The sequence below is a fragment of the Nonomuraea solani genome (assembly GCF_900108335.1).
GTDB classification, from domain to species: Bacteria; Actinomycetota; Actinomycetes; order Streptosporangiales; family Streptosporangiaceae; genus Nonomuraea; species Nonomuraea solani.
Window position 1 is genome coordinate 79273 of sequence record NZ_FNVT01000024.1, and the last position, 23143, is coordinate 102415.

The 23143-nt window shown below is 71.7% G+C and carries 18 protein-coding genes; 6 read left to right on the forward strand and 12 right to left on the reverse strand.

The window, feature by feature from the left end:
* Positions 1-141 precede the first annotated feature (141 nt).
* On the forward strand, positions 142-3807 hold the full coding sequence (locus C4V41_RS50465; protein ID WP_160150673.1) for an nSTAND1 domain-containing NTPase: 3666 nt from the start codon (positions 142-144) through the stop codon (positions 3805-3807).
* Here the strand turns inward: C4V41_RS50465 and C4V41_RS50470 are convergent.
* Both C4V41_RS50470 and C4V41_RS50475 read right to left on the reverse strand, forming a co-directional pair.
* Complete coding sequence (locus tag C4V41_RS50470; protein WP_103963213.1) at positions 3789-4787, reverse strand: saccharopine dehydrogenase family protein; 999 nt, start codon at positions 4785-4787, stop codon at positions 3789-3791. The genes C4V41_RS50465 and C4V41_RS50470 overlap by 19 nt on opposite strands.
* Positions 4788-4809: 22 nt before the next feature.
* On the reverse strand, positions 4810-5514 hold the full coding sequence (locus C4V41_RS50475; protein ID WP_103963214.1) for a hypothetical protein: 705 nt from the start codon (positions 5512-5514) through the stop codon (positions 4810-4812).
* Between the two features lie 44 nt (positions 5515-5558).
* Here C4V41_RS50475 and C4V41_RS50480 point away from each other — a divergent pair, with 44 nt between their 5' ends.
* Positions 5559-7523: a sensor histidine kinase gene (locus C4V41_RS50480; protein ID WP_200824797.1), complete on the forward strand. Its 1965-nt coding sequence runs from the start codon at positions 5559-5561 to the stop codon at positions 7521-7523.
* On the opposite strand, the gene C4V41_RS50485 is transcribed toward C4V41_RS50480, so the two are convergent.
* On the reverse strand, positions 7520-8128 hold the full coding sequence (locus C4V41_RS50485) for a response regulator transcription factor (RefSeq protein WP_200824798.1): 609 nt from the start codon (positions 8126-8128) through the stop codon (positions 7520-7522). The two genes, C4V41_RS50480 and C4V41_RS50485, sit on opposite strands and share 4 nt — an antisense overlap.
* Positions 8129-8219: 91 nt before the next feature.
* Between C4V41_RS50485 and C4V41_RS50490 the strand changes: the two genes are divergently transcribed.
* Positions 8220-8951 carry an ABC transporter ATP-binding protein gene (locus C4V41_RS50490; RefSeq protein WP_103963216.1) on the forward strand — a complete coding sequence of 244 codons (732 nt, stop codon included), beginning with the start codon at positions 8220-8222 and terminating at the stop codon, positions 8949-8951.
* Entirely contained in the window at positions 8951-11149 is a 2199-nt protein-coding gene (locus tag C4V41_RS50495) for an ABC transporter permease (RefSeq protein ID WP_103963217.1), read from the forward strand. Before C4V41_RS50490 ends, C4V41_RS50495 begins: the two co-directional genes overlap by 1 nt.
* Here C4V41_RS50495 and C4V41_RS63560 read toward each other — a convergent pair.
* Together C4V41_RS63560 and C4V41_RS50505 are read right to left on the reverse strand one after the other, a co-directional pair.
* Complete coding sequence (locus tag C4V41_RS63560; RefSeq protein WP_200824799.1) at positions 11035-11331, reverse strand: hypothetical protein; 297 nt, start codon at positions 11329-11331, stop codon at positions 11035-11037. The two genes, C4V41_RS50495 and C4V41_RS63560, sit on opposite strands and share 115 nt — an antisense overlap.
* Positions 11328-12032: an NAD(P)-dependent oxidoreductase gene (locus C4V41_RS50505; protein WP_200824800.1), complete on the reverse strand. Its 705-nt coding sequence runs from the start codon at positions 12030-12032 to the stop codon at positions 11328-11330. Before C4V41_RS50505 ends, C4V41_RS63560 begins: the two co-directional genes overlap by 4 nt.
* 84 nt (positions 12033-12116) lie before the next feature.
* Between C4V41_RS50505 and C4V41_RS50510 the strand changes: the two genes are divergently transcribed.
* Positions 12117-12779: a TetR/AcrR family transcriptional regulator gene (locus tag C4V41_RS50510; RefSeq protein WP_103963219.1), complete on the forward strand. Its 663-nt coding sequence runs from the start codon at positions 12117-12119 to the stop codon at positions 12777-12779.
* A 76-nt stretch (positions 12780-12855) separates the two neighbouring features.
* Positions 12856-13836, forward strand: a complete 981-nt coding sequence (locus tag C4V41_RS50515) for an LLM class flavin-dependent oxidoreductase (RefSeq protein WP_103963220.1) — start codon at positions 12856-12858, stop codon at positions 13834-13836.
* 63 nt (positions 13837-13899) lie between these two features.
* Here C4V41_RS50515 and C4V41_RS50520 read toward each other — a convergent pair whose 3' ends face one another.
* Genes C4V41_RS50520 through C4V41_RS50550 form a run of 7 tightly spaced genes read right to left on the reverse strand, consistent with a single transcriptional unit; the run spans position 13900 to position 23138 of the window.
* Entirely contained in the window at positions 13900-14778 is an 879-nt protein-coding gene (locus tag C4V41_RS50520; protein WP_103963221.1) for a formylglycine-generating enzyme family protein, read from the reverse strand.
* Complete coding sequence (locus C4V41_RS50525) at positions 14775-16229, reverse strand: sulfatase-like hydrolase/transferase (RefSeq protein WP_103963222.1); 1455 nt, start codon at positions 16227-16229, stop codon at positions 14775-14777. Before C4V41_RS50525 ends, C4V41_RS50520 begins: the two co-directional genes overlap by 4 nt.
* Positions 16226-17794 carry a sulfatase family protein gene (locus C4V41_RS50530; RefSeq protein WP_103963223.1) on the reverse strand — a complete coding sequence of 523 codons (1569 nt, stop codon included), beginning with the start codon at positions 17792-17794 and terminating at the stop codon, positions 16226-16228. The genes C4V41_RS50525 and C4V41_RS50530 overlap by 4 nt, the downstream gene beginning before the upstream one ends.
* A gap of 1 nt (position 17795) precedes the next feature.
* On the reverse strand, positions 17796-19814 hold the full coding sequence (locus C4V41_RS50535) for a dipeptide ABC transporter ATP-binding protein (protein ID WP_103963224.1): 2019 nt from the start codon (positions 19812-19814) through the stop codon (positions 17796-17798).
* On the reverse strand, positions 19811-20662 hold the full coding sequence (locus C4V41_RS50540) for an ABC transporter permease (RefSeq protein ID WP_103963225.1): 852 nt from the start codon (positions 20660-20662) through the stop codon (positions 19811-19813). Before C4V41_RS50540 ends, C4V41_RS50535 begins: the two co-directional genes overlap by 4 nt.
* Positions 20659-21603, reverse strand: coding sequence for an ABC transporter permease (locus C4V41_RS50545; RefSeq protein WP_103963226.1), 945 nt, complete (start codon positions 21601-21603; stop codon positions 20659-20661). The genes C4V41_RS50540 and C4V41_RS50545 overlap by 4 nt, the downstream gene beginning before the upstream one ends.
* Positions 21600-23138 (reverse strand): ABC transporter substrate-binding protein, encoded by a 1539-nt coding sequence (locus tag C4V41_RS50550; RefSeq protein WP_103963227.1) that lies wholly within the window; start codon positions 23136-23138, stop codon positions 21600-21602. Before C4V41_RS50550 ends, C4V41_RS50545 begins: the two co-directional genes overlap by 4 nt.
* Positions 23139-23143: the final 5 nt, after the last annotated feature.

Genomic DNA, 23143 nt, shown 5'->3' on the forward strand with positions numbered 1-23143 from the left:
AAGCCGGTGCCCGCTTGCCCGCCGGAGCCCGTGGTACCAGGATCGTGGCGGCATGATTGTTCGGCACCCCTGATCAGGCAGGCAAACAATGCTCTTCTCGGTGTACGGCTCCTTTCCCTTGGCGATCGGAGCCCGGTAGCGGTGGCGGGTCGTCGCGAAAGCCCGGTGGACCCGGCGGCGGGGCCGGTGCAGCGTTTCGCCTCGGAGTTGCGGGAGCTGCGCCGGACGGCGGGTGGCCTGACCTATCGGGCGATGGCCGAGCGGGCGGGTTACTCGGTGACCACGCTGTCGCAGGCGGCGGCGGGTGAGCGGCTGGCTTCCCTGCCGGTCGTTCTGGCCTTTGTCGAGGCGTGCGATGGTGACGTTTCCGAGTGGGAACGCCGATGGCGGCAGGCCGCCGATGAATGGGCCCGCGAGCGGGCGGACGAGGAAGGTGCGGCCGGGCCTTATCTGGGTTTGACGCCGTACGGTGCGCGCGATTCGGGTCGTTTCTTCGGGCGGGAGCGGCTGGTCGAGGAATTGCGGGAGTTGCTTTTACGGCATCGTTTCGCCGCGGTTTTCGGTCCGTCGGGCAGCGGTAAATCGTCGTTGTTGCGTGCCGGGCTGGTGCCCGCGGCGGAGCGGAGCCTGGTGGTGACTCCGGGCGAGCATCCGATGCGGCACGCCGATCGGATATCCGAGGGTGATGGAGACCGGCTGGTCGTGGTGGATCAGTTCGAGGAGGTGTTCACGCTCTGCCGGGATCCGGGCGAGCGGGCGCGGTTCATCGATGTGCTGCTGGGCGCGCGGCGGCCGGGGAGCCGGACGCGAGTGGTGATCGCGGTGCGCGCCGACTTCTACGGGCGCTGTGCCGAGCATCGTGAGCTCACGGCGGCGTTGCGTGCGGCCAATCTGCTGGTCGGGCCGATGCGGGCGGAGGAGTTGCGGGAGGCGATCGTGCGGCCGGCGATGGCCGAGGGGCTGACGGTGGAGCGGGCGCTGACGGCCGAGATCGTCGCCGACGTCGCCGACGAGCCGGGGGCGCTGCCGCTGATGTCGCACGCGTTGCGGGAGGTGTGGCGGCGCCGTACCGGCAAGATGCTGACCTTGGACGCCTACGAGAGCGTGGGCCGGGTGCACGGGGCGATCAGTCACACCGCCGAGGAGCTGCACGCCGGGCTGTCGCCGGCGCAGGCGAGGATCGCCCGGCGGATTTTGCTGCGGTTGATCCAGCCGGGTGAGCAGGCGCAGGACACCCGTCGTCCGGCCGCGCGCGCGGAGCTGGACCCGTATGGGGAGGCCGACACCGCGCTGGTCATCGAGCAGCTTGCCGGGGCCCGGCTGCTCACGCTGCACCAGGACAGCGTGGAGCTGGCGCACGAGGCGTTGATCGAGTCGTGGCCGCGGTTGCGGGGCTGGGTGGACGAAGGGCGCGACCGGCTGCGCACGCATCGGCAGTTGACCGAGGCGGCCCGGGCGTGGGAGGAGCATGGCCGTGATGCGGGGCTGCTGTATCGGGGCGGCCGGCTGGCCGTCGCCGACAAGTTGTTCCTGGAGGCGGGTGATCGCGACGACGAGCTGACGCCGCTGGAGCGGGACTTCCTCGACGCGAGCGCGGCGCTGGCCCGGCGCACCTCCCACCGGCGGGTCGCGGTCTCGGCCGTGGTGGTGGTCTTGCTGGTGGCCTCCATGGTCGCGGCGGGGGTGGCCTTCCGGCAGGCGGATCTGGCCGACGACCGGCTGGCGGAGGCGACCGCCCGGCTGGTCGCCCGGCGCGCGGCCGCGCTGCGGATGAGCGACCCGAAGCTGGCCCGCCGGCTGAGCGCCGCGGCCTGGCGGATCGCCCCGGTCCCCGAGGCGAAGAGCGAGCTGATCGACTCGATGGCGCTGCCCCTGGTGGACGTCTTCACCGCCCCGTACGACGCGACCGACCTGGTGCAGGGGCTCAGCCTGGACGGCACCAAACTGGCCGTCTACACCTCCGGTACGCCGGGCGCCCTGCGCGTGTTCGACCTGACCACGAACAGGGAGATCGCGAACGCGCCATGGAGCGGGCCGGAGATCTGGACCGTGGTGTGGAGCCCTGACGGCCGCACGGTGGCGGTGGACGACGGGAGCAACACCCGGTTGCGGACCATCGGCGGCGGACGCCTGTCGGATGCCGGCGTGTCCTTGCCCCGGCTCGACTCCATGGAGTTCAGCCCTGACGGGCGCTTTCTCATCGGGATCCGCGCCGACACGCACGAGGTGTGGAGCGTCGCGGACGGGAAACGCGTGCGCGACGAGCCGGTCAGCGCCATCAGCCCGGACGGCCGGCTGGCCCTGGTCAGCAAGGCGCCGGCCGAAGAATGGATGATCGACCCGCTGACGTCCCGCAACAGGACGAGCCCGGGGCGACGGGTGGAGCTCTGGGACTTCGAGCGCAGCAAGCCGCTCCGGGCTCCCTGGCTGCCGGCGACCGCCGCGGATGGCGCGTTCAGCCCGGACGGCAGGCGCCTGGCCGTCGCCACCACCGGCGGCATCCGGCTGTTCGACGTCTCCTCGGGCAAAGAGGTGCTCCGCCCGCTGTTCCCGGATTCCGAACGGGTGGAGTTCAGCGCCGACGGCCGGTTCCTGGTCGGGACGCAGGCCGAGGGGCGGGTGACCCTGTGGCGGGTGGACGACGGCACCATGCTGATGAGCTCCCCGCTGCCGCCCAACGTCGTGGGGGCCGACACGCGCATCTCGCCGGACGCCCGGCTGCTGCGGGTGCTCGGCCGGTTCGGCACGGTGAACGTCCTGGACATCTCCCCCTACACCCACCCCGAGGTGCTCGCTCCGGGAGGCGACGAGCGACTGCTCAGCCCCGACGGCCGCTTCCTGGTGACGACGGATCGCCGCAACGGCAGGTCGGAGGTGCGCCTTTGGGATGTCGCCGCCCGGAAACCCGTGAGCGGACCGCTACCTGTCGAGAATCTTCCTGAGGAGGACCCTGAGGAGACGACGTACGGCCCCGTGTTCAGCCCCGACGGGCGCACGCTCGCGCTCGTCCACCCCTTGTCCCCCATGGTGACCTTGTGGGACGCCACGAACGGCCGCAGGATCGGCGCGTTCCGCATCCGAAGCGGGCGAGCCAAAGGGGTCACGTCCCTGGTCTTCTCCCCTGATGGCAGAACGGTTGCCATCGCCCCGTTCAATCCGGAACCGGACAACGGAGAGGCGCTTGACGACGTCGAGTTCTGGGACGTGAGAGCGCGGAGCTGGATCCGTACCTCCGTGACGGGGTCAGGTGAACTGATCTTCGAGCCGGACGGGCGCCGGTTGTTCGTGGACATATCCGTACAGGAGCGCATCCTGGTCGATCCGGTCACCGGAAAGATGAGCCGGCACACCTCCGACGCCCGCGCCGAGGGACAGATTCTCTTCGTCGAGAACCTGGCCGCCATCGGCGGCATCGACGGGCGTCTGACGTTCTGGGATCGGGAGTTGCGCAAGCCGCTGGCCCCGCCACAGAGCGCGAACATGGCGCCGATCACCGCTCTCACCCTTTACCCGCGGGGCGGGCTGCTGGCCACCGTCGCCGGCGATGGCCAGTCGGGCATTCAGCTGTGGGACTGGCGGAAATATCAGCGCATCGCCGCCCCGATCAACTTCAACACCCAGTCGGAGCCGACCGTGGCCTTCAACCGGACGGCCCTGCTCATCTCCTCCGCCGACGGGACCCTGCGCGAGATCACCGTCGATCCGGGCACCGCCACCGCCGCGATCTGCCGCCGCGACGGCGGCCTGTCCGCCGCGGAGTGGCGGGAGCACATCCCGGAACTGGCCTATCAGAACCCCTGTCCCTGATGGAGGTCGAGGACGTACCCGCCGGTCGCGAGTTCGGTCAGGAAGGTCACCGGGTCCACCAGTTGCTCGATGTGCCGGACGCCCGGCGGTAGCGCGGGCAGGTCGCGGATGAGCAGCGCGGCGGTGTGCCCGGTGGCGCGGCTCTGCAGCCGGCCGCTGAAGGACGCGCGGGCCGTACCCGAGGAGACCGTCACCGCGAAGCCCTCACTGCCGAGGTGGATCTTTCCCAGCGCCCTCAGCAGCAGGTCACGGACTCTGGGACGGCTCAGCAGCCGGGCGACGGCGGGCCGGCCGGCCGCGGCGAGCAGGCCGGTGGTGAGGCGGGAGTCCAGGCACAGGCCGGTGCGCGCGACGGGCACGCCGAGCGTGCGGGGCAGCGTGTACTGGTCGGAGAACGGGAACCGGTGCACGGTACGCGTGCCGTACGGCGCGGGAAAGCCCATCGTCCACGACCCCTCCAGCGCCCCCAGCCCGTCCAGGGTCCAGGCGACCGCCGCCGGGCCGTGCCGCTCCCCCGAGCCGAGCAGCACGCCGACGCGCACCTCGGTGCCCGGTGAGCGTTCGGCGCAGACGCGGGCCAGCAGGTTGGTGATCCCCGGGACGAGACCGACGCTGAGGGCCGCGGTCGCGCCGTGGTCCCGGGCCAGGTCGTCGAGGTTCTCGATGTCGGCCAGCAGGTCGTGGGAGGCGGAGACGTCGACGTAGTTGACACCGCGTTCCAGGCAGGCGCGGGCCACCCGGGCGTTGTCGATCTCGGCGCACATGAGGACGGTGGTGACGCCGTCCAGCGCCTGGGCCAGGTCATCGGGGTCGGCGGCGTCCACGCGCATGGTGGTGGTGCCGGCAATGGGGCGCGCCCTGGCGGGGTCACGACCGGCCACGATCACCTTGGTGCCCGGGTATCCGGTCAAGGCCATCGCCGCCTCCCGGCCGACCGCGCCGTATCCGCCGAGAATGAGCACCGCGTTTAACTCGAACATGAGTGTTCAGGTTAACATCCGTTCAGCCAAGGGCGATCGCGGGGGCCACGCGGGCGGAGCCGATACCGCGGTCGGGCTTGCCGAGCCGGAACCGTACCCTGCCCTTGAGCACCGTGCCGGACTCGGCCCGGCCGTCGGTGAGCTCTTCGCCGGGGAACAGGGTGAACGTCCATCGCTCGTTCGCCTCGCAGTCGGGCAGGTCGCGGCCGCCTTGCAGGACACGCGCGCCCCACAGTTGCCGGATCATCAGCGCCCTGGTGTCGGTGCCGGCCACGGTGAACGCCTCCCCGGCCACGACCTGGTCGTAGCTGCCCAGCGACGGCCCGTAGGCACCGGTGACCGTGGCGGCCATCGTCCACGGCGGGCCGGGCCGGATGCCGAGCACGCCCTCGGGAAGCCGCTCGTCGAACACGTCGCCGGCGGGCGCGCCGAGCTGGTCCGCCCGCACGGCCGGAGCCATCGGGCGGCGGGTGTCCAGCCTGCCCGGGTCGGGCACCAGCAGGATTCCGTACGTGGTCTCGTCCGCGAAACGCGCCGAGGCGAAGTGGTCGCGGAGGGCGTGCACCGCGCGTTCGGCCGCGTCCCACTGCTCGTCCGGGAAGGCGGTCGCCACGTAGTCAGGGGTCACCGCCGGGAGCCGTGCGCGTGCCACCGCTTCGGCCACCGACGCACACTGGGCCCATCCGGACTCGGCCAGCCTGGCGATCTGTTCGGTTTTGAAGGACATCGCCTCATGCTAGGTCGCCGAGGGAGACCTCTTAAGCTGCACGGGTGAAACTGATCGCCCTCGTGTTCGCGGGCTTCGCGAGCGTCTACGTGGTGGCAGGGTCGCCTCTGGCGTTGGCCGTGTTCGGGGTGCAGGTCCTGTTCGCCTGGCGGCGTTCGTGGTGGCTGGTCCCCCTTCAGGCGGTTCTGGCGTACGGGTCGGTGCTGCTGTTCGGGTCCTCGGTGGGCATTCTGGGGTTCGTGGGCGGGTCGCTGCTGCTGACCCCGTTCTGGCCGCTGGCCCTGCCGGTCGCGGTGAGCGCCGCCCTGCTGGGCCGCGCCGACCCGGCGATCAGCATGGTGCTGATCTCCCTGGTCGTGTACGGCCTCACGAAGATGATCGACCGGATCGACGAGGTGAACGCGGCCCGGTTGTCGCTGGCGATGACGGCGGCGGCCGAGGAGCGGCTGCGCATCGCCGCCGAGCTGAGCACCGGGCTGGGCCGGGCGCTGGCCGCGATCGCCGACGGAGCGCGTACCGGATCGCCTGATGTGGAGACGGCGCGCACCTCGCTGGCCGAGGCGCGGGCGGCGGCGGCGAGTTATCGGGCCATGTCGCTGGCCCCCGAGATCACCACCGCCAAGGCGATGCTGACCGCCGCGGGCGTCGCCGCGGACGTGCGTACCGGCCACGCCGAGCCGCTCGGCCCGGCGGGCGCGCTGCTGGCGGCGGTGCTCAGGGAGGCCGTGACGGAGATCGTCCGCCGCCGCACGGCCACCACCTGCCTCGTCGAGACGCTCACGGAAGGCGCCACGGTACGGCTGCGCGTCCGCCACGACGGCGCGCGCACGGCCGGCGACGAGAGCGTCGGCGACCTGCGGGCCCAGGTCGAGGCGGCCGGCGGAACGCTCACCATCGGGCTCACCGAGGACGCCTCGGTGATCGTCGAGGCGACGCTGCCCGCCGTGCGCCCGCCCGCCGAGCCCTCCCGTGACAGCACACTGGCCACGGCGCTGCTGGCGGTCGTGCTGGTCGGGTCGTCGGCGAAGTCGCTGCTGGCGGCCGGCTCGCTGTGGCCGGCGGCGCTGCTGGCGGTCATCGTGATCATGCAGCTCCGGTCGGTCGAGGGCCGGCACCCGGTGGCGTTGTCGATCATGGCGGTGCTGACGTTCGCGCCGATCCCGCTGTTCGGGCAGTCCTGGCTGGGCGTGGCGGGCTTCCTGGCCGGGCCGGTGCTGCTGGCGTTCTCCTGGGTGGTGGCGGTGCCGCTGGTGGCGGTGATCGTGGCGGTCGTCGCGGTCTCGGGTGTGCTGCTCGGCATGCCCGCCCCGCTGGTCGTGAACTATGCGATCAGCACGCTGGTGACCGGCCTGTTCGTGTACGGGCTGCTCAAGCTGGCCCGGCTGACCAGGGAACTGCGCGAGTCCAGGGACGGCCTGGCCCGCGCGGCCGTCGTCGAGGAGCGGCTGCGGGCCGCCCGCGACCTGCACGACCTGCTCGGGCACACCCTGGCGGCGATCCTCCTGAAGTGCGAGCTGGCCCGCCGCCTCGACCCCGAGCGGGGGCGCAAGGAGCTCGACGACGTGCTGGCGATGACCGAGCGGGCGATGGCGGACCTGCGGGCGGTGTCGGGCGAACGACGCGAGTTGTCGCTGACCGAGGAGGCGGAGTCGGGCCGGTCGCTGCTGTCGGCCGCGGGCATCGACGTCGAACTCGACCTGGCCCACACCGCCCTGGCCCAGGAGGTGGACACCACGCTCGGCATCGTGCTCAGGGAGGCGATCACCAACGTGCTGCGGCACAGCTCCGCCCGCCGGTGCGCGATCACGACCTCGGTGAAGGACGGCGTCGTACGGTTGAGCGTACGCAACGACGGCGTCCGCTCGACCGCGCCCCGCCCCGGCTCGTCCGGGATCGGCAACCTCACCACCCGCCTGGCGCGGCTCGACGGGCACCTGGCCGTCGCCGCCGAGGACGGCTGGTTCGAGCTGACCGCCACCGCGCCGACCCGGGCCTGGGTCCCGGTCTAGATCCAGCCCGCCTCGGAGGCGATGCGGACGGCGTCCGTACGGTTGCGCGCGTTGAGCTTGGCCACGATCGCGGTGATGTAGTTGCGCACGGTCCCCGCCGTGAGGAAGAGCTGCCCGGCGATCTCCGGCGGCTCCGACCCCGAGGCGACCAGCCGCAGCACATCGGCCTCGCGCGAGGTGAGCGGGTTGTCGGCCAGGGTCCACGCGGTGGCGGCCAGGGCGGGGTCGAGGACGCGTCCGCCCTGGGCCACCTTCCTGATCGCGGCGGCGAGCTCCTCCGGCGAGACGGTCTTCAGGATGAAACCGTCCACCTGCGCGGTGAGCGCGCGGCGCAGGTGGCCCGGCTTGCCGTGGCTGGTGAGCATGAGCGTGCGGCAGGCCGGCAGTTTGGCGCGCAGCTCGCCCGCCGCGTCGAGGCCGTCGATCGCGCCGGGCATGTCGATGTCGAGGACGGCCACGTCGGGCCGGTGCACCAGGGCCGCGGCCACCGCCGCGTCCCCCGACCCGACCGCCTCGACGACTTCGATGTCGGGTTCGAGACTGAGCAGGGTCACCAGCGCCTCCCTGATGACGTGCTGGTCCTCGGCCAGGAGCATACGGATCACCCGACCATTATGTCCGGATCATGATGAGGTCATGACGAGGTCGTGATCGGCTCCCTGGCCGCGGAAAGCGCAGATCAGCAGGCTTGAGCCCATGACAGAAGCAGTGCGGCTGGACGCGGTGAGCAAGGTGTACGGCAAGGGCCAGGGCGCGGTGGCGGCCCTGCGCGAGGTGTCCGTGGGCGTCCCCCGGGGCACCTTCACCGCCGTCATGGGCCCCTCGGGGTCGGGCAAGAGCACGTTCCTGCAGTGCGCGGCCGGGCTCGACGTGCCCAGCTCGGGAGCCGTACGGCTGGGCGGCACCGACCTGACCGGCCTGGACGAGAACGCGCTGACCGAGCTCCGGCGGCGCCGGATCGGTTTCGTGTTCCAGTCCTTCAACCTGATCTCCGCGCTGACCGTGACCGAGAACATCACGCTGCCGCTCCGGCTGGCCGGCGCCGGGATCGACCGGTCGTGGCTGGACGAGGTGGTGCACCGGGTGGGGCTGGGCGGGCGTACCGGGCATCGTCCCGCCGAGTTGTCCGGTGGCCAGCAGCAGCGGGTGGCGATCGCCAGGGCGCTGGTGACCAGGCCGGAGGTGGTGTTCGGCGACGAGCCGACCGGCGCGCTGGACACGATGACCGCCCGCGACGTGCTGACCCTGCTGCGGGAGGCGGTCTCCGCGCTCGGCCAGACCGTGGTGATGGTCACCCACGACCCGGTGGCGGCCTCGTACGCCGACAGCGTGCTCTTCCTGGCCGACGGCCGGATCGTGGACGCGATGCCGGCACCGACCGCCGGGAAGGTGGCCGAGCGCATGACCCGGCTGGGGGCGTGGAAGTGATGATCTCGCTCGCGTTGAGGACGCTCAGGCACCGCAAGGCCGGGTTCGCCGGCGCGTTCGTGGCCCTGCTGTGCGCGGCCGCGCTGGTGACCGCGTGCGGGATGCTGCTGGAGACGGGGCTGCGCGGCGTGGTGGCGCCCGAACGGTACGCCGGCGCACCCGTGATCGTGGCCGGCGACCCGTACGTCAGGCAGACCAAGGAGAGCGGCAAGGAGAAGGCCAAGCCGCTGTCCGAACGCCGGTGGATCCCCGCCGCGCTGACAGGCGAGCTCCGGCGCGTGCCCGGGGTCACGAAGGTGGTCCCCGAGGTGACGTTCCCCCACGCCGGGTTCACCGCTCACGGGTGGGAGTCCGCCGCGCTCACCCCGTTCACGCTCGCCCGGGGCCGCGCTCCCAAGGCCGCGGACGAGGTCGTCGTGGACGCCCGCCATTCGGGCCAGGCGGTCCCCGGCTACCGCGTGGTGGGGGTGACCGCGCAGGCGCTGCCCGGCCAGGACACGATCTTCTTCGCCACCGGCGAGGCCCGCCGCCTGGCGGGACGCGACGGCCTGGTGACCGCGATCGGCGTCTGGCCAGGACTGAACGTCGAGGTCAAAGGTGCCGTGACCTATACCGGCGACGAGCGCGGCGCGATCGAGTTCTCCGAGGACTTCCGGGTGCGGCTCATCAGCATGGGCGGCGCGCTCGGCGGCACCGCGCTGCTGGTGGCGATCCTGGTCGTGGTGGGCACGTTCGCGCTGTCCATGCGGCAGCGCCGGCGCGAGATCGCCCTGCTGCGGGCCGTCGGCGCCCTGCCGGAGCAGGCCAGGAGGCTCATCGGCGGCGAAGCCCTGCTCGTCGGCGTGGCCGCGGGGGTGCTCGGCTCCGGGGCCGGGATCGTGCTGGGGTTCTGGCTGCGGGCCCGGTTCGTCGATCTGGGCGCGATGCCGCCGAACCTGCCGCTGGTCGTCAGCCCGTTCCCCGCCGTCGTCGCGGTGCTGACCACGCTGGCGGCCGCGTGGGTGGCGGCCCGCGTCTCCGGCCACCGCGCCACGCGGATCCGGCCGGTGGAGGCCCTGGGCGAGACGGCGCTGCCCGCCGCCGCGCTCCCGGCCGCGCGGCTGGTCGCGGGCCTGGTCGCCCTCGCCGGCGGTGTGACGCTGACGGTCGTGCTGTCGAACCTGTCCACGGAGGCGGCGGCCGGCCCGGTCACCATGCTGACCGCGCTGGTGTGGACGATCGCGGTCGCGCTGCTCGGACCGGCGATCGCCCGGGCCGTGACGGCGCTGCCGCTGCGGGCGCCCGGCATGACCGGCTACCTGGCGCGCGAGAACCTGCGCGCCGGGACCGGACGGCTCGCCTCCGTGCTCACCCCGCTGACCTTGGTGACGGCCATGACGTGCACGATCCTGTTCGCGCAGACCACCATGGAACACGCCGCCCGGAGCGAGGTGAGCGCCGGTGTGCGGGCCGTGACAGAGGTCCTGCGCACATCGGTCAGGATCGACCTCGAGAAGTACACCGCCCAGGCCGTCGCCCCTGACGGCCTGGAGCAGACGATGGACCTGGGCGTGGTGGCCGGTTCGCTGGACGGGTTCGGTGACGGGTCGGCCGCGATCAGCCGCACCGCCGCCGACCGGCTGGGCGCGGGGGTGGATGACCGGCTTTCCGTGGTGCTCGGCGACGGCACTCCGGCCGAGGTGCGGGTCGCCGCGATCTACTCGCGGGGCCTCGGTTTCGGCGACCTGACCCTCTCGCGCGGGCTGGTCGCCGATCATGTGGACGACGCTCGCGGCACCGTCCTGGTGGCGGGCGGGAGCGTCCTCGCCACGACGTCGGGCGGGTCGGCGGTCTCGTACGTCGCCATGGGGCTGATCATCGCCTTCTGCGCGATCTCCGTGGTCAACACCCTGGCCATGTCCACCTTGGCCCGGGCACGTGAGCTCGCCCTGCTGCGGATGGTGGGGACGACGCGGCGGCAGGCGGGGCGGATGCTGCGTACCGAGACGCTGACGGCGCTGGCCATCGCCGTGGCGCTCGGGACGGTGATCGCGTTCGTCACGCTGGCGGCCTTCAGCGTGGGCATGACGGGGTCGGTGCTGCCTCACGTGCCGCCGATCACGTACGTCACGGTGATCGCCGCCGTCGCGGCCCTGGCACTGATGGCCACGGCCGTCCCGGCGGGATTCGTCCTGAGGACCCGTCCCGCTCTCGAATGACCGAGGCGGGCCGGGAGCCTGCTCTCCGCGTCCAGCACCACCCGGCCGCCCAGCACCCGCCCGAGCCGGCCGACACCTGGCTCGACGAGGTTCGAGCTCACCAGCCCGGCGAAGATGGTGAAGGTGGCGACGACCAGGTAGAGAAGGCCCGCGATCCGCGCGAGCCTCTTCGGTTCGGTCATTGGGCAATCCTTCCGGCGTGGGCGAGGGCCGATGGGGTCAGCCGGCCGACGACGGCCGGGGCCTCGTGGACGAGGGCGTCGTTCGCCACCGCCTCGACCATGAAACGGGCGTAGTCCACGCGACGGGTCAGGTTGCTCGCGAGGATCGGGTCGCCCACGTGCCGGCTCCACACCGGCAGGCCCTGGCTGTCGCCCTCCTCCAGGTCGCTGCCCCGTACGACCGTCCAGCGGGTGTCACTGGCGAAGATCCGCCGGCACGCCTCCACCTGGTCGTCCACGTCCACGACCCGGGTCAGCTTGGCCAGCCGCCCGAACACGGCCGCGTACAGCCTGAACTTCCGCGAGTACACGTCTTTCCCGTCGCGGGTGATGTGCCAGCCGCAGGAGAACACCAGGCGGGCGCCCGGATGGGCGTGGTCGAGCACGGCCTGGGCCGTACCGGTGGCGTAGTGGTTCCTCCCCCACGGCACGAGCACCGTGAGAACGGCGTCGCATCCGCTCACCGCCCGGGCGATCACGTCACGGTCGTCGGTCGCTCCGGGGAGCACCGTGATCCGTCCCTCGAAGTCGGCGAGCTTGGGCACGCTCTGCTCGCGGCAGACGCCGACGACCTCGTACCCGCGGTCCAACGCGTGCCCCACCAGGTAGCGCCCGAGTTTCCCGGACGCGCCGACGACGCACATCCGCTGCTTTGGTTCCATGAATTTCTCTCCTCCCATTACGCTGTAAGGGTAGAACCTTGCGGTGTAAGGTTGTCAAGCCGTCCACAACGAGGAGGACCATTCGTGGCCACGCCCGCACCCCGCCGCAACTGGCTCAGCAAGGAGCTGGTGCTTCGCACGGCGGTCACACTGGCGGACGAGAGCGGCACCGGCGTGCCGAGCATGCGCAAGCTCGGCGACCGGCTCGGCATCGAGGCCATGTCGCTGTACCACCATTTCCGCAACAAGGACCTGATCCTCGACGGCATGCTCGACCTGGTCTTCGCCGAGATCGAACTCCCGCCGGACGACATGGACTGGCGGGCCGCGATGCGGGCGCGGGCGGTCTCGATGCGCGACGCGCTGATCCGCCACCCGTGGGCGATCAGCCTGATGGACTCACGGACGAACCCCGGCCCCGCGACCCTGCGCCACCACAACGCGGTCATCGGCTGCCTGCGCTCGGGCGGCTTCTCGATCGCCGGCGCGGCCCACGCGCTCTCGGTGCTGGACGGCTACATCTACGGCTTCACGCTGCAGCAGCTCAGCGTGCCCTTCACCTCCGCCTCTGGCCTTGAGGACGTGGCGGGCTCGATCCTGGAGCAGTTGCCCCGCGAGGAGTTTCCGCACCTCGCCGAGATGATCCTCGACCGTGCCATGAAGCCCGGGTACGCGTACACGGAGGAGTTCGACGTCGGCCTCGACCTGATCCTCGACGGGCTGCGACGACAGCGCGAAACCTGGTGACAGCCCGATGCCCACGCCGATGAGCGCCCAACGGCTCGCGAGCCGCCACCCACCACCCCGCGGGTAGAGTTTTGACGTGGATGTCTACCTGCTGATCCTGGGGGATCACCTGCCGGATCCACGCACCGGAAACGCGCCCTCCGAGCCAGATCGCATCCGCGCCATGGTCGACCAGGCCGTCGTGGCCGAAGAGGCCGGATTCGCCGGCGTCGCCATCGGCGAGCACCACTTCACCCGCTACATCGTCTCCGCACCCGCGCTCCTGCTCGCCGCGATCGCGGCCCGCACGACCACGCTGCGCCTGTCCACCGGCGTCACCCTGCTGGCCCACCACGACCCCGTACGCGTCGCGGAAGAACTGGCGACCCTCGACGTGCTGTCCCACGGACGAGCCGAGTTGATCGTGGCCCGCGGCACGTCCAGGGAGACCGACGTCGCCTTCGGCATCGCGCCCTCGGACCTGCGGCCGCGCTTCCACGAATACCTGCGGCTGCTGCTGAAGCTGCTGCAGGAGGAGAACGTCACCTGGCGCGGTACGTTCCGCAGCCCGCTGGCGAACGTGACCACCACGCCGCGCCCGATCCAATACCCGCACCCGACGCTGTGGGTCGGCAGCGGCTCGGCGGCGTCCGCGGGCTTCGCCGCCGAGCTGGGCATGCCGCTCATGCTGCCCAGCACCCTGCGCGACCCCCGCATCTATGTGGACGTCGTGGCCGGCTACCGGCGCGACCATCCCGGCCGGGTCGCTCTGCCGTGTCACGTCTACGTCGCCGAGCACGACGCGCGCGAACGGTGGCGGCCGCACCTGGAGGCGTACGCGGCCTTCGCCAGCCCGTGGCGTGGTGACGGCGACGCGATCGACGTCGACCGGTTGATGGAGGGGGCGGCGATCTGCGGCGAGCCCAGTGAGGTCGCCGACCGGCTCAACGCCCAGCAGAAGCTGCTGGGGCTCGACGCGCACCTGGTGCTGATCGACATCGGCGGGCTGGCCCTTGACGAGGTGCTGGCCGCGATCCGGCTGTTCGGCGAGAAGGTCATCCCCCAGCTCGCCGCGTAGCGGGTCGTTGCCGCGGCTGCGACAAACCGCCGAACTGGGCACCGGGTGTGGCACGCAGGTGAATCAAGCGTCCCTGGCGCAGCGGAAGCCGAGGTTGCCCGCGCTGCTGTCCGGATCGTTGCTGGTGCGGGCCGCCACCCGGTAGCGGTTGCAGTAGGACTCATGACACAGGTACGAGCCCCCGCGCATGACCCGGGTGACTCCAGCCTGCCACCGGTCGGCGCACCACTCCCAGACGTTGCCGGACATGTTGTACAGCCCGTACCCGTTGGGCTCGAAGCTCTCCGCGGGCGCTGTCCCGATATATCCGTCGTCGGCGGTGTTGGTGACCGGGAACCTGCCCTGCCAGATGTTGCACCGGTGCACGCCGCCCGGAGTCAGCTCGTCGCCCCACGGGTAGCGGGCCTGCACCAGGCCGCCGCGGGCGGCGTACTCCCACTCGGCCTCCGTGGGCAGCCGCAGCCCGGCCCACCGGCAGTAGGCCAGGGCGTCGACGTGGTCGACCTGGATGACGGGGTGGTCCATCCGCTCGGCGATGGAGCTGTCGCCGCCTTCCGGGCACCGCCAGGTGGCGCCGTCGACGCGGCACCACCAGGGCGCGGAACGGGGCCGTGGCGCGTGGCGGCGTACCTCGCCGGGCAGCAGGCCGCCGAAGACGAACGACCAGCCGTGGCGTTCGGCGCCGGTGACGTACCCGGTGTCGTCGACGAACGCGGCGAACTCGGCGTTGGTGACGGTCCGGCGGCCGATCCAGAACGGGGCGAGGGTCATCTCGCGGACCGGGCTCTCCCCGTCGGAGCGGTTGCGGTCGGGATCGGTGGTGCCCATGAGGAACGGCCCGCCGTCGAGCGGGACCAGGTCGGATACGGGCCGGCCGCGACCATGGGAAGGGGGCCGGGGTGCCGGCGGTCCCTCGCGACGCGGCGGGCCGCAGCAGGTCATGATCGCGGCACCGGGGCCGTCACCACGGGCCGCCGAGGGTGGGGCTCCAGCGGCAGGACGTCGGCCGTCTCCAGCAGCCACCGCAGCACCGCGTCCCGCAGCCGCCCTTCGACGTCCGCGACCTCGGGCCGCCCGGCCAGGTTCACCAGCTCACCCGGATCGGCCTCGCGGTCGTAGAGCTCCGGTGGGGCGTAGAGCCGGTGGACGTAGGACCACCGCCGGTCGCGCACCGCGACGGCCTTGCCCACCAGCGACGGCTCCGCGTGCTGGAGGTCGGTCTTGGCGTCGTACGGGAAGGGCGCGTTCTCGAACTGCGGCTCCTCCTCGACGGTGAACCCGCCCTCGCTGAAGGCCAGCGATCGATGCTCGCCGGTGTCCCCCCGCAACCGCGGCACCAGGCTGCGGCCGTAGTGGCGATGGGTGTCGTCGGGCACCCCGGCCAGGTCGAGCAGCGTGGGGAACACGTCGATCAGCTCCACCATGTCGTCCACCACCACGCCCTCGGGAATGCCAGGACCGGCGAGGACGAGCGGGTTGCGCAGGATGTTCGAGGTCATCGACGTCGGCCACTTCTCCACCAGGCCGTAGTCGCCGAGGTATTCGCCATGGTCGGCGAAGAAGGCGGTGATGGTGTCGTCGGCCGCTCCGGCGGCGGCGACCGCGGCGAGCACGCGGCCCAGGTGGGCGTCCATGCGGCTGATCATCGCGTAGTAGGCCGCGGTCACCTCCCGCCAGGTCTCGGGCGGGACGTCCTCGATCCCGTACGCCGCGCGGATCGCCTGGTGGAAGCGCGGCTCGGGGCCGTCCTGCGGGCCGGGCACGGGCGCCGGGTCCGGCATGGCGGCGGGGTCGTACATCGAGTGCCACGGCTCCCGCGACCGGAACGGCACGTGCGGCGCGAGCAGCGGCACGAACAGCACCCACGGCTCCGGCGGCCGGGTCGCCAGCCACCGTTCGGCGGTCCGGATCGCGGCCTCGTCGAAGTCGACGCTCTCCGCGTCGTCCTCCTTGCCCGCGAGGAACAGCCGCGCCGCCACCTCGTCGCGGTAGGTGAGATCCTTGGCCCACCGCATCCCCGTGGGCGGAACCGAGAAACCGTACGCGTCCACACTCTCTTCCGTCGCGCCCGGCGCGAAGGTGTCGCCGCGTTCGCCTGCCCAGACGACCTCGTACCCGTTGTCCTTGAAGGTCTTGAGGAAGTTGGGTTCGCCGGATTCGAGGAGGTAGGTCAGGGATCGGTGCCCGCGCACGTGCGGATACCAGCCGGTCAGGAACGACGCCCGGCTGGGCGAGCAGACGGGGTGCTGCGCGTACGCGTTGGAGAACCGCGCGCCGCGGGCGGCGAGGGCGTCGATGACCGGCGTGGACACGACGTCGTTGCCGAAGGCGCCGACCGCGTCGGCCCGCAACTGGTCGGGGACGAAGACGACGACGTTGGGCCGCGCTTTCACGATGCCTCCTGGTTCTTGACCTTGAACCGGCGGGCCAGGGCCGCGTGCCGGCCCGGCGGCCACGGTTCGTCGGGAGCGTGCCAGGACACCCGCACCGCGCCCGGCACGGACGCCAGCCGCTTTTCGAGGTCGTCGGCCAGGTGCCCGCGCCCAGTGGCGCGCAGGTGCTCGGCGTAGCGGGCCGGGTCGTTGTAGTAGGTGGGCCCGACGTGGAGCGTGGTCATCATCGGGTCGGGCAGGGCGCCGGGCCCGCCGGTGTGGGTCCACGTCCACTCGGCCAGCAGCGCGCGCATCCGCGTGCCGAGCTCGGGCGACTCGGGCAGCAGGTCGCGGGTCAGGTGAGGGTCGCTGGTGACGTCGAAACACTGCTCCCACTCGGCGCGGAAGGCCCCGGGGTGGAAGGTGCGGATGTAGAGGTGGTCGCGGGTGCGCACGGCCCGCTGGTACGAGTGCGCGCCATGGCCGAGCACCAGGTAGTCGCGGGAGCCGATCTCCGCACCGCGTACCGCGTCGGCGAACGACGTGCCCTGCCAGCCCTCCGGCACCGGAATGTCCAGAAGGTCGCAGAGCGTCGGGGCGAGGTCGATGTTGTAGAGCAGGCTGTTGTTACGCCTGGCCGAAGGCGGCAGCCGGTCGGTCAGGCCCGGCCAGTGGACCACGAGCGGCACCCGCTGGATGGGCTCACTGGCCAGGCCGTGCTCGGCGTACTGGCCGTTCTCGCCGAACGCCTCGCCGTGGTCGGCGCTGACGATGATCGCGGTGTCCTCGTGGATGCCCAGCTCCTCCAGCGTGCGCAGCAGCTCGCCGAAGTGCTCGTCCCAGTACAGGATGGAGCCGTCAAAGCCGTTGACGAGCTTCTCGAAGTCGGCGCGGTCGCGGATGGCGTCGGGCATGGTGTCCGGGGTGCCGGAGTCGCGCGGGCCGACGAAATAGTGCAGGTCCAGGGCGCTGCGCGGGCCGTAGATCTCGGCGTGGGCCTCGATCGTCTCCTGGTCGGGCCAGGCCGGTGGCGGGCCCAGCGCGGCGGCGCGGTCCGCGTACTCGGCCGGGGCCAGGTAGGGGGTGTGCGGATCCCAGTACGTCAGGTGCAGGTACCAGTCGTCCTGGTCGGCGTGGCGGCGGATCCAGTCGAGGGCCGCGGCGTTGACCTCGTCCGCCTGCTCGTCGTTGAGCTGGTCGGTGGCGCGGATCGACTCCCGGAAGTTGCCCAGGAAGTGGTAGGCCCGGTGGCGTTCGGCGAACATCGACACGGCGGCGGTGTAGTAGCCGCCCTGCTGCAGCCGCTGGCCCAGCAGCGGCCGCTCGGGATGGGGCCCGTGGCCGCTGTCGAGCCGGTAGCGGGCGGCCTCACCGAAGTGCCCGATGACGCCGTTGGTGATGCCGAACTGGCCGCTGGTCAGCGCCGTGCGCGAGGGCAGGCAGGGCGAGTCGGAACAGTAATAGCGCTCGAACACCACCGACCGCTCGGCCAGCGCCGCCAGGTTCGGGGTGGTGTCGCGGTGGTAGCCGTACGGGGCGGTGTGGTCGGCCCGGAGGGTGTCGACGTCGACGTAGATGATCCGCATGTCACAGCTCACCGGGAAAGTGGCAGGCCACGTGGGCTCCGTTCGGGGTGGGGCTCAGCGCCGGCCGCTGCTCGGCGCAGACGGTCCGGTCACTGTGGACGAGGGGGCCGATGGGGCATCGGGTACGGAACCGGCAGCCGGCCGGCGGGTCCTTGGGGCTGGGCAGATCCCCTCGGAGCACGATCCGTTCCCGCTGCTTGGCCGCCGGGTCCGGGATGGGCGACGAGGCCAGCAGGGCCGCCGTGTACGGGTGCCCCGGACTGCCGTACACCGTGGCGACGTCGCCGGTCTCGACGATGCCACCCAGGTACATGACGGCGACCCGGTCACTGAGGTGCCGCACCACGGACAGGTCGTGGGCGATGAACAGGTAGCCGAGGTCGAGCTCGTCGCGCAGCGACTCCAGCAGGTTGATGATCTGCGCCTGGATCGAGACGTCCAGCGCGGAGACGGGTTCGTCGAGGACGAGCAGCTCGGGGCGGGCGGCGAGGGCCCTGGCGATCCCCACCCGCTGGCGCTGCCCGCCGGAGAAGGCGTACGGCAGCCGTTCGAGGTGCCGGGCGTTGAGGCCGACCCGTTCCAGCAGCCGCACCGACTCGTCGTAGCGCTGGGCGGCGGGCGTCCCGACGGCTTCGAGTGCCTCGTCGATCGACTCCCTGATGGTGCGGCGCGGGTTGAGGGAGGCGCTGGGGTCCTGGAAGACGTACTGTACGGCGTCACGGTCGCGCAGGGTGATGGTCCCGGACGCGGGTTCGTTGATGCCGACGATCGCGCGCGCGAGGGTCGACTTGCCGCAACCGGACTCCCCCACCAGGCCGAGGGTCTCCCCGGCGCGGACGTGCAGCGACACCCCATCGACGGCGTAGACCGGCTCGGGGCGCCGCCACAGGCTCTTCCGGCCGCCCGCGACGTCGATCCGCAGGTCGGCGATCTCCAGGATCGGCCGCGTGCCCGGGTCGGCGCGCCGCCGGTCGTGCGCCGCCTCCGCGACGAGGGCCGGAATCGGCTCGCCACCGGCGGTGACGTGACAGGCGGCGAAGTGGTCGGCGCCGACCGTGGTGAGATCGGGCATCGACTCGCCGCAGACGTCGGTGGCCAGGCGGCAGCGGGGCTGGAAGGGGCAGCCGGGCGGCGGCTGGGCCGGGTCCGGCGGCGTGCCGGGGATCGACGGCAGCCGCCGGGTCCCGGCGCTCTCGTCGATCCGGGGCATGGCGGCCAGCAGATCATGCGTGTACGGCGACCGCGGCGCCGGGAACACCTCGGCCACGGATCCGCGTTCGAGCACCCGGCCGCCGTACATCACGACGATCCGGTCGCAGGTCTCCGCCACGACGCCCATGTCATGGGTGATCATGAGGACGGCGACGCCCAGCTCGCTGCGCAGCCGCCCGAGGAGCCGCAGGATCTGCGCCTGGATCGTCACGTCCAGCGCCGTGGTCGGCTCGTCGGCGATGAGCAGCGACGGATTGTTCGCCAGCGCGATGGCGATGACCACGCGCTGCCGCATCCCGCCGGAGAACTGGTGCGGATAGTCGTCCGCCCGGCGTCGCGCGTCGGGAATGCCCACCTGCTCCAGCAGTTCGAGCGCGCGTTCCCGGGCGGCGGCGCGGCCCATGCCGTGCACGGTCAGGGCCTCGCTGATCTGGTCGCGTACCGTCATGACGGGGTTGAGCGCCGACTGGGGGTCCTGGAAGACCAGGCCGATCTCCTTGCCGCGGATCTCGCGCAGCGCCTTCGGGGACAGCTCGCGCAGGTCGCGTCCCCGGTAGCCGATCTCACCGGCGACGACGTGCCCCGGCTCGTGGACCATGCCGAGGATCGAGCGGGCGGTGACCGACTTGCCCGATCCGGACTCGCCGACGATGCCGACGATCTCGCCGGGCGCGATCTCGAACGAGACGTCGTCGACGGCGCGGACGACGCCCTCCGGGGTACGGAACTCGGTGCGCAGCCCGGTGACGCGCAGCAGCGGCGCGTTGCCGACGGCCGGACCGGCGGATGCTGGGGCTGTGGAGGTCATCTCTTGATCGCCGCCTCGTTCAGAGCGTCGGACAGGAGGGTGAAGGACAGCGCCAGGAGCAGCAGCACCAGTCCGGGTCCGAGCACGTAGTTGGGGTGCGTGGTGGCGTAGCGGGCGCCGACGTTGAGCATCGCGCCGAGCGACGGCGCGGGCGGTTCGATGCCGAGGCCGACGATGCTCAGCCCGGCCTCGATGAAGATGGCGACCACCATGAAGATCGCCGTCTGGACCAGCAGCGGGTCGACGATGTTCGGCAGGATGTGGCGGCGGACGCGGCGGCCGGCCGGGACGCGGAGGATGCGCGCGGCCAGAACGTAGTCGCGGTCCTGCTCCGCGAGCAGCCCCGCCCTGGCCATCCGGCCGAAGCCGGGCAGCCCGGCGAAGACGAGCGCGAAGAACAGCGCCCACCATCCCTGGCCGATGATCATGACGATGATCACGCCGAGGACCAGGCCGGGGAAGCCGAGGATGATGTCGAGCAGCCGCTGCGTGAAGGCGCCGAGCACCTTCGACACCGCCCCGGACAGGCCCATCAGCGTGCCGATGACGAGGCTGACGGGCACCGCCGTGAGAATGAGGCTCAGGTCGGTGCGCAGTCCGTAGACCGTGCGGACCAGGATGTCGCGCCCCAGTTCGTCGGTGCCGAACAGGTGCCCCGCGCCGGCCCCGGCCAGGGTCGCCGACGACTGCTGGTCGTAGCCGCCGGGGCCGATCAGCGGCGCGGCCAGGGCGACCAGGACGAGGGCGATGAGGATTCCCGCGCCGATGAGGCCGCGCGGGCCGCGGAAGGCGCGGGCGTACCTGACGAGCGTCTGGTTGCGTCGATGGGTGACGGGGACGGTGGTCATTCCAGCCTCACTCGTGGGTCGAGGCGCGCCAGGCCGATCTCGGTGAGCAACTGCGCGGCGACGGCGATCAGGACGGCGCCGACGATCAGCACCTGGACGACCGGGTAGTCGGCGGTCTGCGCCGACGACACGGCGAGCTGGCCCAGACCGTTGCGGGCGAAGATCGCCTCGATCACCACCGCGCCGGCGAGCAGGTCACCGAACCGGATGCCGATGGCGACCAGGGCGGGGCCGAGGCTGTTGCGCAGGACGTGGTGGGTGGCGATCCGGCCGGACGGCACGCCCTTGGCCACGGCCAGGTCGACGAAGTCCTGCTGCCGTACCGCCCGCATCGACGTCTGGACGAGCCGGGCGATACCGGAGGCCGAGGCGAGCGACAGCGCGAGCGCGGGCAGGATCAAATACTGCACGCCGAGCTCGGCGTTCTCCGACAGCGGTATCTCACCGCTGGTCGGCAGGACCCGGAACACGATGCCGAACAGCAGCACCATCAGCAGGCCGACCAGGAACCCGGGCGCCGCCAGCAGCAGCGTGTTGACGCTGTCGATGGCGGTGCGGAGCCAGGCCGCGCGGACGGTGCCCGCGACGAGCCCGATGCCCACCCCGATGATCACCATGAAGATCAGGGCCGCGAGGGCCAGCTCGACCGTGCTCTCCAGCCGCGTCCCGACCAGTTCGGCGACCGGCCTGCGGAACTGCAGGGACTGGCCGAGGTCGCCGGTGAACAGCCCTTTGATCCACTGGACGTACTGCTCGGCGATCGGCTGGTCCAGGCCCAGTTCGTGGCGGATCTGGGCGATCTGCTCCGGAGTCGCCTCCGGCCCCGCCACGGCCGCGGCCGGGTCGCCCGGCATCAGCCGTGGCAGGAGGAAGGCGATCAGGCTCGACGCGGCGAGCACGAGCGCGATGACCGGCAGGCGCCGGATGAGGAAGCGGATCATTTCGCCGTGAGGCAGGCGCTCTGGAACATGGATCCCATCGCGGTACGGATCACGCCGCTGACGTTCGCGGCCTGGACCGTGGTGACGGGGGCGGCCACGACCAGCTGGACGTTCGCCTGGTCGACCATGTATTCGGTGAGCTTCTTCAGCGCATCAGGGCCGGTGTCCTTCGTCGCCGTGGTGACGGCCTTGGACAGCTTGGCGAACTCGGGGTCGTCGTACGACAGCGAGTTGTTCTTCAGCCGGATCTGCGGCAGCACCGAGAGCAGGACCTGCGCCGACTGCCCGACGTTGGCCGCGTTGTTGAGGTAGGCCATGGTGAAGCCGGCGGTCGCCACCCGCTTCTGGTAGTCGCCGATGGCCAGCGCCTCACCCGTGACCTTGAGGCCCGCCGCCTGGAGGTTGTTGGCGATGACGCTGTACATCGCGGCGAGGATGGGGTGCTGCAGATAGGTGAGGTCCACCGTCGCGCCCTCGGCGCCGGCGCTCGCGATCAGCTCCTTGGCCTTGGCCGGGTCGTAGGCGTAGTGGTTCGCCAGCTCCTTCGGGTAACCGGGGGCGGACTCCGGCCACATCAGCTCGCCGGTCTTGCCGAGGCCGCCGAAGACCTGCTGGTTGATCCGCTCGCGGTCGATGGCGTACGCGATGGCCTGGCGCACCTCCTTCTTGTCCAGCGGCGCCTTGGAGGTGTCCATGCCGAACAGGTAGAAGATGCCGCCGCTCTTCTCCAGCGTGAACTTCTTGCCGTCGGCCGTGGTCATCGCGTCCTGCACGGTGAGACCGGAGGCGAGATGCACGCGGCCGGACTGCAGCGCGGCGATCTGGGCGGTGGAGTCGGCGATGACCGGGATCTCGACGCGGTCGAGCTTGGGCAGGCCGGGCTGCCAGTAGTCCGGGTTCTTCTTCAGCGTCATGGACGCGCCGGGGCGGTAGACGTCCAGGGTGAACGGCCCGGTGCCGACGAGCTTCTTGCCGGAGGCCATGTCGGCGTAGGTGTCGCGGTCGACGATCGGGGTGCCGTCGAGGATGGTCTGCGCCGACTGGGTCAGCGCCGTCGGCGAGGTGATGGTGACCGTGTCCGGCGCCGTGGCCGTGATCTTCCAGGTGGACACGATCGGCCCGAAGTTGGACGGGCTGCCCGCCTTGGTGACCTCGCTGAAGGTGTAGACCACGTCGTCGGCGGTGAACGCCCGCCCGGTGTGGAACTTGACCCCCTGGTTGAGGGTCAGCACGAGGGTCTTGTCGTCGTCCTCGAACGTCCAGCTCTTGGCCAGCAGCGGCTTGGGGTCGGGCGAGTCGTTGGTAAGGTACCAGAGCGGTTCGACGATGTTGCGGACCCAGAAGACGTTCCCCGGGCGGCCGGTCAGGGCCGCGCTGGTGTCGGAGGGGCTGGCGAGGGCGCCGGTGAGGGTGCCGCCAGGCGTGCACGAGGCCGACTTGGCGGCGGCGCGGTCGGCCTGTTCGACGGCCGACTGGCAGGCGGTGGAGCCGAGCAGGGTGAGGGCGAGGACGACGGCTCCGGTCTTGTTTCTCATGGGAG